This is a genomic window from Streptomyces sp. NPDC093225 (assembly GCF_044753805.1).
In the GTDB taxonomy this organism is placed as follows: domain Bacteria; phylum Actinomycetota; class Actinomycetes; order Streptomycetales; family Streptomycetaceae; genus Streptomyces.
Genome location: NZ_JBIVNX010000001.1, coordinates 132048 through 142642, shown reverse-complemented (window position 1 = coordinate 142642; position 10595 = coordinate 132048). Strand labels below are relative to the sequence as shown.

1 protein-coding gene is annotated in these 10595 nt (G+C 77.1%); it reads right to left on the bottom strand.

The annotated features are described in order from the left end of the window. Positions 1 to 14 precede the first annotated feature (14 nt). Complete coding sequence (locus ACIQCH_RS00505; protein ID WP_402576361.1) at positions 15 to 10553, bottom strand: type I polyketide synthase; 10539 nt, start codon at positions 10551 to 10553, stop codon at positions 15 to 17. Between the last annotated feature and the right edge of the window lie 42 nt (positions 10554 to 10595).

Here is a 10595-nt window from a genome sequence, read left to right as displayed (position 1 = left end):
GCACTTCGGGCACGTCAGGAGTTGCTGGTGCTGGTGGTGTCGCCGGTGGTGTCGCCGTCGTCGGGGCCGCCGCCGTCGAGGGCGAGGTCCAGGAGGTCCTGGAGGTCCATCTCGTCGATGGACGCGACCGGGTCGGCGGGGTCCGGGCCGGCCGCGTCGGCGGCCGGGGTGTCGGGGGCGGCGAGCCGCAGGAGGGTGTCGAGGAGTCCCGCAGCGCGGATGCGGCCCATGGGGACGGTCGCCAGGGCCCGCCGCAGTTCGGCGTCCTGCGGGTCGGTGTCCGGGTCGGCGCCGGCCGGGCCGGCCGCCGCAGCGCCGGCGGTCTCCGCCGGCGAGAGGGCCCGCAGCAGGTGCCGGGCCAGGGCCTGCGGGCTGGGGTGGTCGAAGACGAGGCTGGACGGGAGCCGCAGTCCGCACGCGGCGCCGAGGCGGTTGCGCAGGTCGACGGCGGTCAGGGAGTCGAAGCCGAGGTCCTTGAACGCCCGGTCGGGCGCGACGGCTTCGGCGGACGGGTGGCCGAGGGCGGCGGCCGCGTGCTCGCGCACGAGGTCGAGGAGCACGGCCCCGCGGTCGTCCCCGGACAGGCCGGCGAGCCGGCCGAGCAGGTCCGCGGACGGGTCGTGGGTCGCGTCGCCGCCGTCGGCCGCGGGGTCCTGGCGCAGCGCGGCCCGTACCTCGGGCAGGTCGCCGACCAGCGGCCGGGGCCGGGCCGCGGCGAACACCGGGGCGAAGCGCGCCCAGTCCACGTCCGCGGCGGTCACCGCGGGGTGCGGGCCCGTGACGGCGCGCTCCAGCGCCAGCAGGTTCGCGGCCGGGGCGACGGGCGGCAGTCCGCGCCGGGTGAGCTGCTCCTCCGCGTCGCCCTCGGCGGCCATGCCGCCGTCGGCCCAGGGTCCCCAGGCGATCGCCGTGGCGGCGAGCCCGCGGGCCGCGCGGCGTTCGGCGAGCGCGTCGAGGAAGGTGTTCGCGGCCGCGTACGCGCCCTGGCCGCCGCTGCCCCAGGTGCCGGCGACGGAGGAGAACAGCACGAACGCGTCGAGCGAGTCCGGCGCGTCGAACAGCGCGTCGAGGTGGACGGCGCCGGCGGTCTTGGCGGTGACGACCCGGGCGAAGCCGGGGAGGTCGGTGCCGGTGCCGGGCGGCTGGGAGACGCCCGCGGCGTGGACGACGGCGCGGACCGGGGTGCCGGCGGCCGCGAGGCCCCCGACGAGCTCCGCGAGCGCGTCCCGGTCGGCGACGTCGCAGGCCGCGAGGACCACGTCCGCGCCGAGGGCTTCGAGTTCGGTACGGATCCCGGCCGCGCCGGGTGCGTCGGCGCCGTTGCGGCTGACGAGGACGAGCCGTTCCGCGCCGCGCTCGGCGAGGTGCCGGGCCACGCGGCGGCCGAGGGCGCCGGTGCCGCCGGTGACGAGCACGGTGCCGCGCGGGGTCCACCGCGCGGGGGCGTTGGTGTCGGCGGGGGTGGCGCGGACCAGGCGGCGTACGAGGGTGCCGGCGGGGCGGACGGCGAGCTGGTCCTCGTCGCCGGGTCCGGTGAGGACCTCGGTGAGCCGGGACAGGGTCCGCTCGTCCAGGGCCTCGGGCAGGTCGACGAGCCCGCCCCAGCGGGTCGGGTGCTCCAGGGCGACGACCCGGCCCAGGCCCCAGACCTGGGACTGGACGGCGCCGCCGAGCGGGTCGCCGGGGGTGGCGGCGACGGCGTCGCGGGTGATGCACCACAGGGGCGCGTCGGCGAGGCCGGAGGGTGCGCCGGGGTCGGTGAGCACGGCGGCGAGGACGTGGCCGAGGGCGAGTCCGACGGGCACCCCGGGGTGCCCGGGGTGGGTCCGCTCGTCGAGCGCGAGGAGCGACAGGACGCCGGCGACCGGGGCGGCCGCGGAATCCTCGCTCAGCCGCTCGTCCAGTCGGGCCCGCAGGGCGCCCGGGTCCGCGTCGGCGGTGTCGAGCGCGAGGGTGAGGATCCGGCGGCCGCCGTCGCGCAGGTGGCCGGTCAGGGCGCGGACCCACGGGTCCTCGGCCTGCGGGGCCGGTACGGCGACGAGCCAGGTGCCGCCGGGGACCGGGGCGGTGGCGGGCGCGGCGGTGGCGGACCGGGCGCCGGTCCACGGCTGCCAGGTGACGCGGTAGAGCAGCGAGTCGGCCTGCGCCCGGGCCTGCCGGCCGCGCCGCCAGGCGGACAGCGCGGGCAGGGCGGTGCCGAGCGGCTGGTCCCCGTCGACGCCGAACTCCTCGGCGAGGGCGGCCAGGTCGGCCCGCTCGACGACGTCCCAGAACCTGGCGTCGGCCGCGCTCGCGGCGGACCCGTCCCGCGCCGCTCCGGCCGCGGGCGCGGCGGCCGGCTCGGGCCAGTGGCGCCGCGACTGGAACGGGTAGGTGGGCAGGTCCACGCGTCGGGCGCCGGTGCCGGCGTAGAACGCCGCCCAGTCGACGGCCACGCCCCGGACGTACGCCCGGGCGAGGGCACCGACGAGGGTGTCCGCCTCGGGACGACCCGCACGGATCACGGGTGCGCACTCGGCGGGCCCGGTCAGGCAGTCCTGCGCAAGGGCGGAGAGCACGCCGTCGGGCCCGAGTTCCAGGTACGTCGTCACCCCGGCGGCCTCCAGGGCCCGGACGCCGTCCAGGAAGCGGACCGCCTCGCGGACGTGCCGCACCCAGAAGTCGGCGGAGCCCATCTCGTCGGTCACCACGGCACCGGTCAGGTTCGACACGACCGGAATGCGGGGCGCGTCGAACGACAGCCCCTCCACGACCTTGCGGAAGTCGGCCAGCATGCCGTCCATGAGCGGCGAGTGGAACGCGTGGCTGACCGTCAGGCGCTTGGTCTTGCGCCCCTGCGCCTCGAACGACTCCGCGACCGCCACGGCCGCGGCCTCGTCGCCGGAGACCACGACGGACCGCGGACCGTTGACCGCGGCGATGCCCACGCCCTCGGAGAGCAGCGGCAGGACCTCGCCCTCCGAGGCCTGGACCGCGATCATCGCCCCGCCCGCCGGGAGCGCCTGCATCAACCGGCCCCGCGCAGCCACCAGTGCACACGCGTCGTCCAGGGACAGCACCCCGGCGACGTGCGCGGCGGCGATCTCGCCGATCGAGTGCCCGGACACGAAGTCCGGCGTCACGCCCCACGACTCCAGCAGCCGGAACAACGCCACCTCGACCGCGAACAGCGCCGGCTGGGCGTACTCCGTCCGATCCAGCACCGCCGCATCGGAGCCGAACAGGACCTCCTTCAGAGGGAGTTCGAGGTGCACATCCATACGCGCGCACAGCGCGTCGAGCGCCTGCGCGAACACCGGTTGGGAGCCGTACAGTGCACGGCCCGTGCCGAGCCGCTGGCTGCCCTGCCCCGTGAACAGGAAGGCCAGCCGGCCGCCCGAGACGGTGCCGCGGGTCAGCCCCGGGGCCTGCCCTTCGGACGCGAGGGCGGTGAGCGCGGCCAGCAGGCCCGCGCGGTCGGCGGCGGCGAACGCCGCCCGGTGTTCCAGGCCGGCGCGGGAAGTGGCCAGGGAGTACGCCAGGTCGACGAGGCCGGAGCCGTTCCCGCCCCCGGCCTCCGTGACGGCCTCGGCCACCGGCAGCAGGCGGGCGGCCTGGGCGCGGAGCGCCCGGGGGTTCGCGGCGGACAGGACGTAGGGGAAGTGACCGGTGGCGGGTGGCGTCGCGGCCGGCGCGGGCCGGTCCGCGGGCTCCGGTGCCCCCGATGCTTCCGGTGCCTCGGGTGCCTGCTCGATGATGGTGTGGGCGTTGGTGCCGCTGATGCCGAAGGAGGACACCGCGGCGCGCCGCGGACGGCCGGTCTCGGGCCAGGCCACGGCTTCGGTCAGGAGTGCGACATCGCCGGCGGTCCAGTCGACGTGCGGGGTCGGCCCGTCCACGTGCAGGGTCTGCGGCAGCACCCCGTGCTGCATGGCCAGGACCATCTTGATGACGCCGGCGACGCCGGCGGCGGCCTGGGTGTGACCGATGTTCGACTTGATCGAACCCAGCAGCAGCGGACGGCCCTCCGGCCGGTGCTGGCCGTACGTCGCCAGCAGCGCCTGCGCCTCGATCGGATCACCCAACCGCGTACCCGTACCGTGCGCCTCCACCACATCCACATCGGCGGCCGACAGACCGGCACTCGCCAGCGCGGCACGGATCACCCGCTGCTGCGACGGACCGTTCGGAGCCGTCAGACCGTTGCTCGCACCATCCTGGTTGACGGCCGAACCACGCACCACCGCCAGCACCGGATGACCATTGCGCCGGGCATCCGACAGCCGCTCCACCAGCAGCATGCCGACACCCTCACCCCAACCCGTACCGTCCGCACCCGCCGCGAACGCCTTGCAGCGGCCGTCGGGGGCCAGGCCGCCCTGGTGGCTGAACTCGCTGAACGTGCCGGGCGTCGACATGACCGTCACACCGCCCGCCAGCGCCAGGGTGCACTCGCCGGCCCGCAGCGCCTGGATGGCCCAGTGCAGGGCGACCAGCGACGACGAGCAGGCGGTGTCGACGGTGACGGCCGGGCCCTCCAGGCCCAGGGCGTAGGCGACGCGGCCGGACAGGACGCTGCCCGCGTTGCCGGTCATCACGTGGCCCAGGACGCCGTCCGCGTCGGCGGACCGCTCCAGCTGGGCGTCGTAGCCGGTGTAGGAGGCACCGACGAACACACCGGCCCGGCTGCCGCGCAGCGACGAGGGGGCGATGCCGGCCCGCTCGATCGTCTCCCAGGAGGCCTCCAGCAGCAGACGCTGCTGGGGGTCCATGGCGAGGGCCTCGCGCGGCGAGATCCCGAAGAAGTCGGCGTCGAAGGCGTCGGCGTCGTGGAGGAACCCGCCCTGGAAGGGCCGGCCGTGACCGGCCTCGGCGGCGCGCAGCTCGGCGCCGTCCCAACCACGGTCGCCGGGGAGTCCGGCGATGGCGTCGCCGCCGGTCTCGACGAGCCCCCACAGCTCGTCGGGGGTGCGGACGCCGCCGGGGTAGCGGCAGCCCATGGCAACGATCGCGATCGGGTCGTCGTCGGCGACCGTCGCGGGGGCGCCCGGTGCCGCGTCGGCGTGCCGGTCGGTGGTGGCGTCGTCGCCGAGGAGTGCGGCGCGCACGTGGCGGGCGAGGGCCGCGGGCGTCGGGTGGTCGAACACGAGCGTGCTGGCCAGGCGCAGGCCGGTGGCGGCGCCGAGCCGGTTGCGCAGCTCGACGGCGGTCAGCGAGTCGAAGCCGAGCTCCTTGAACGCCTTGGCGGGCTCGATGCCGTCGGCCGAGGCGTGCCCCAGTACGGCGGCGACCTGGTCCCGTACGAGGTCCAGCAGGGTGCGGTCCTGGGCGGGACGGGCGAGGCCGGCGAGGCGTTCGGCGAGCGGGGTGCCGCCGTCGGCGCGGGTGCGCGCGGTACGGCGCCCCGCCGGGCCGGCGAGCTCGCGCAGGACCGGGGCGACCGGGCCGGGGGCGGCGGCGGCGCGCAGGGCGGCGGGGTCCAGGCGGGCCGGGAGGAGCGTGGCCCTGCCGGAGGCCAGTGCGGCGTCGAGCAGGAGCATGCCGTCGGCGGCGGTGAGGGCTCCCATGCCCTGCTGCTCCATGCGGCGCAGGTGCGCCTCGTCGAGTCCGCCGGTCATGCCGCTGGCCTCCGCCCACAGGCCCCAGGCCAGCGCCGTGGCGGGCAGGCCCTGCTGGTGGCGGTGTTCGGCGAGGGCGTCGAGGACGACGTTGGCGCAGGCGTAGTTGGCCTGGCCGGCGCTGCCGAACGTACCGGCGGCGGCGGAGTAGAGCACGAACGCCGTGACCGGCAGGTGGCGGGTCAGCTCGTGCAGGTGGAGGGCCGCGACGGCCTTGGGCCCCAGGACGGCGTCCAGGCGTTCCGGGGTGAGGGAGTCGATCACGCCGTCGTCGAGGACGCCCGCCGTGTGGACCACGGTCGTGAGCGGGTGTGCGGCGGGGATCGCGGCGAGTACGGCGGCCAGGCCGTCGCGGTCGGCGGCGTCGCAGGCGGCCCAGGTGACCTCGGCCCCCAGGGCGGCGAGTTCCGCGGTGCGTTCGGCGGCGCCGGGCGCCGCGGAGCCGCGCCGGCCGAGGAGCAGCAGGTTGCGTACGCCGTGGGCGGTGACGAGGTGGCGGGCGACGATCCCGGCGAGGGTGCCGGAACCGCCGGTGATCAGGGCGGTGCCGGCCGGGTCGACGGTGGCCACGGCGTCGCTCGGGGCGGTGGCGGCGCGGGTCCGGCGCAGCCGCGGGGCGTGGACGGCCCCGTCGCGCAGCAGCAGCTCCGGTTCGCCGGTGGTGAGGGCGGCGGCGAGGTGGGCCGGGGCGGCCGGGTCGGCGGGATCGGGGACGTCGGCGAGGACGAAGCGGCCCGGGTGCTCGGTCTCGGCGGAGCGCAGCAGTCCGCGAACGGCGGCGAGCGGCAGGTCCTCGCCGCCGCCGTCGGGCGCGGCGACGGTGCCGCTGCTGAGGACGACCAGGCGGGAGGCCGCGAACCGGTCGTCCGCGAGCCAGGCCTGGACCAGTGCGAGGGCCCCGTGCGCGGCGCCGCGCAGGGCGTCCGGACCGGTGGCGGCGGGCTGCGGGGTGAAGGGGGCCAGGACGTAGGCCGGTACGGGGGTGCCGGCGTCGGCCGCCGCGGCCAGGGCCGCGAGGTCGGCGTGGTGGGCGGCGTTGCCGATCCCGCCGGGGGCGCTTCCGTCCGGGCCGAGGACGGCCCAGCCGCCGGCGGGTCCGGCCGCCGCGTCGGCGGTTTCGGGCAGCGGCTGCGGGAGCGGGGCCCAGTCGAGCCGGAACAGCGCCTCGCGCACCACGGCCGGGACCGGCCGCGGGGTGCCGGTGTCCTCGGCGGCCGGGTACGGCCGCGGGGTCAGGCGGCCGACGGTGGCCACCGGGTCGCCGTGGTCGTCGGCCAGGTCGAGGGCGAAGGCGGGGTCCGACGTGCCGTCGGTGGTCGGGCGGATGCGGACGCGCAGGGCGCCCGCGCCGACCGCGTGGAGGGTCACGTCGGACCAGACGCCGGCCGGCCCGGCGCCCGCGCCGGCACGGCCGCCGTCGGTCTCCGCGTCCCCGCCCGCCAGAGCGACCGCGGCGTGCGCGGCGGCGTCCAGCAGTACCGGGTGCAGGCCGAACGCGGAGGCTGCCGGCGCGCCTTCGGGCAGGCGCACCTGGGCGAAGTACTCGCCGTCCAGCTGCCAGGCGGCCTCGACCGCCCGGAACAGCGGGCCGCGCAGCGGGGCGGCGGTGTCGGCCGCGTACAGGTCGTCGAGGTCGAGCGGTTCGGCCCCGGCGGGCGGCCACGCGGCGGGCCCGGCCGGGACGGAGGGCGTCGGGTCCGGCGTGCCGGGGGCGAGGACGCCACGGGCGTGGCAGGTCCATCCGTCGCCCTCGCGGAGGCCGACACCGACACCGATGCCGGTGCCGGTGCCGGTGCCCGCGGCCGGGCCGCCGGGCGCGTCGCGGTCGTCGTGCTCGGGCCGTCCGGAGACGGTGAAGGTGCGGCGGCCCTCGGCGTCCGCGTCCTCGACGAGGACCTGGACCCGTACGCCCGTGCCGTCCGCGGGCAGCGTGAACGGGGTGTCGAGCGCCAGCTCGACGAGCCGGCCGCAGCCGGCCCGGTCGCCGGCGGACACGGCGAGTTCGACGAAGGCGGCGGCCGGGAGCACCACCGCACCGGCGACGGCGTGGTCGGCGAGCCAGGGCTGGGTGCGCAGGGAGAGCCGGCCGGTGCAGAGCACGCGGTCGGTACCGGCGAGGGTGACGGCCGCGCCGAGCAGCGGGTGCGCGGCCGGGTCGAGGCCGGCCACGGTCACGTCGCCGGCGGCGGCGCCGGGCTCGAGCCAGTAGCGCTCGTGCTGGAAGGCGTAGGTGGGTAGGTCGGCGCGCCGGGCGCCGGTGCCGGCGAAGAACGCCGCCCAGTCGACGGGGGCACCGTGGGCGTGGGCGCGGGCGAGGGCCTCGAGGGCCGTCTCGGGCTCGGGCCGCCCGGCGCGCAGGGCGGGGACGAAGGCGGCCCCCTCCCCGGTGACGCACTCCTGGGCGAGGGCGGACAGGACGCCGTCCGGGCCGAGTTCGACGTACGCCGTCACACCGGCGGCTTCCAGGGCGCGGACGGCGTCGAGGAAGCGGACGGTCTCGCGGACGTGCCGCACCCAGAACTCCGCCGCACCCATCTCGTCCGAGACCACCGCACCCGTCAGACAGGACACCACCGGAATCCGCGGGGCCTCGAAGGACAACCCCTCCACCACCCGGCGGAAGTCGTCCAGCATGCCGTCCATGTGCGGCGAATGAAACGCGTGACTGACCGCCAGCCGCCTGGTCTTGCGGCCCCGCGCCGCGAAGACCTCGGCCAGCGCGGTGGCCGCGTCCCGGTCGCCGGCGACCACGACCGACCGCGGGCCGTTCACGGCGGCGACGGACACCCCGTCGGTGAGCAGCGGCAGGACCTCGTCCTCGGCGGCCTGGACGGCGATCATCGCTCCGCCCGGGCGGAGTTCGCCCATGAGGCGGGCGCGGGCGGCGACCAGGGTGCAGGCGTCGTCCAGCGAGAACACGCCGGCCACGTGGGCGGCGGCGATCTCGCCGATGGAGTGCCCGGCGAGGGCGTCCGGGCGCAGTCCCCGGCTCGCCATCAGGCGGAACAGGGCGACCTCGAGGGCGAACAGGGCCGGCTGGGCGTACTCCGTCCGGTCCAGCAGGTCCCCGTCGGAACCGAACAGCACCTGCTTCAGCGGACGTCCGAGCAGCGGGTCGACCCGCTCGCACACCGCGTCCAGGGCTCCGGCGAACACCGGCTCCGCGGCGTACAGTTCCCGGCCCGCCCCGAGCCGCTGACTGCCCTGCCCGGTGAACAGGAACGCCAGCTTGCCCTCGGTGGCGGTGTCCGTGACGAGGCCCGGGGCGTCCTCGCCGGCGGCGAGGGCGGCGAGCGCTGCGTCGAGGTCGTCGTCCGTACGGCCCTGGAGCACCGCGCGGTGCTCCAGGGCGGCGCGGCCGGTGGCGAGGGCGTACCCGAGGTCGAGGGCCGGGGTGCCGGCGGAGTCCCCGGCGCGGGCGGCGATCAGGCGGGCGGCCTGGGCGCGGAGCGCGGCGCTGGTGCGGCCGGACAGGGTCCAGGGCAGCACGGTGGGCCTGATCGGTGCCACGGGCACGGCCGCGGCGGGGGCCGGGGCACCGGCGGGGGTGTCCTGCGGTGCCTCCTCGGGTGCCTGCTCGATGACGGTGTGCGCGTTGGTGCCGCTGACGCCGAAGGCGGACACGGCCGCGCGGCGCGGTGCCCCGGTCTCGGGCCAGGGCACGGGCTCGGTGAGGAGCTCCACCGCCCCGGCCGACCAGTCGACGTCGGGGGTGGGCTCGTCGACGTGCAGGGTCTGCGGGAGGACGCCGTGGCGCATCGCCATGACCATCTTGATGATGCCGGCGACCCCGGCGGCGGCCTGGGTGTGGCCGAGGTTCGACTTGAGGGAGCCCAGCCACAGCGGCCGGCCGGCGGGCCGGTCCTGGCCGTAGGTGGCGAGCAGGGCCTGGGCCTCGATCGGGTCGCCGAGCCGGGTGCCGGTGCCGTGGGCCTCGACCGCGTCGATCTCGGCGGCCGAGAGCCGGGCGTTCTCCAGGGCCTGGCGGATGACGCGCTGCTGCGACGGGCCGTTGGGGGCGGTGAGGCCGTTGCTGGCGCCGTCCTGGTTGACGGCCGAGCCGCGGACGACGGCCAGGACGGGATGACCGTTGCGGCGGGCGTCCGACAGCCGCTCCACGAGCAGGACGCCGACGCCCTCGGACCAGCCGGTGCCGTCGGCGGCGGCCGCGAACGACTTGCAGCGGCCGTCGGCGGCCAGCCCGCGCTGGCGGCTGAACTCGACGAACACGTCGGGGCCGGGCATCACGCACACGCCGCCGACGAGGGCGAGCGAGCACTCGCGGCCGCGCAGCGCCTGGGCCGCCAGGTGCAGGGCGACCAGGGAGGAGGAGCAGGCGGTGTCGATGGTGGCTGCCGGGCCCTCCAGACCGAGGACGTAGCTGACCCGGCCCGAGAGCACGCTGGTGGCGCCACCGGTCAGGAGGAGTCCTTCGAGGCCCTCCGGAACCTCCCTGAGGTCGGCCCCGTACCCCATGGCGCCCGCGCCGATGTAGACACCGGTGCGGCTGCCGCGCACGGACGCCGGATCGATGCCGGCGCGTTCGAACACCTCCCAGGAGGTTTCCAGGATCTGGCGCTGCTGCGGGTCCATCGCGAGGGCCTCGCGCGGCGATATGCCGAAGAATCCGGGGTCGAAGACGGTGGCGTCGTCGAGGAATCCGCCGCCGGTGTTGTAGAAGGTGCCCTTGCGTTCGGGGTCGGGGTCGGCGAGGGACTCGACGTCCCAGCCGCGGTCGTCGGGGAATCCGGTGATGGCGTCACCGCCCCCGGACACCAGTCGCCACAGGTCCTCGGGGGACCGTACGCCGCCGGGGAAGCGGCAGCTCATCGCGACGACGGCGAGCGGCTCGTGGGCGTCCTGCTCGACCTCCTGGAGACGGCGGCGGGCCCGCCGGAGCTCCGTGGTCATCCACTTCAGGTTTTCGAGAAGCTTTTCTTCGTTCGTGCCGGCCACTGGAACGTCACCTCCTGGAGAAATGCGGAATGCATGCGGGAT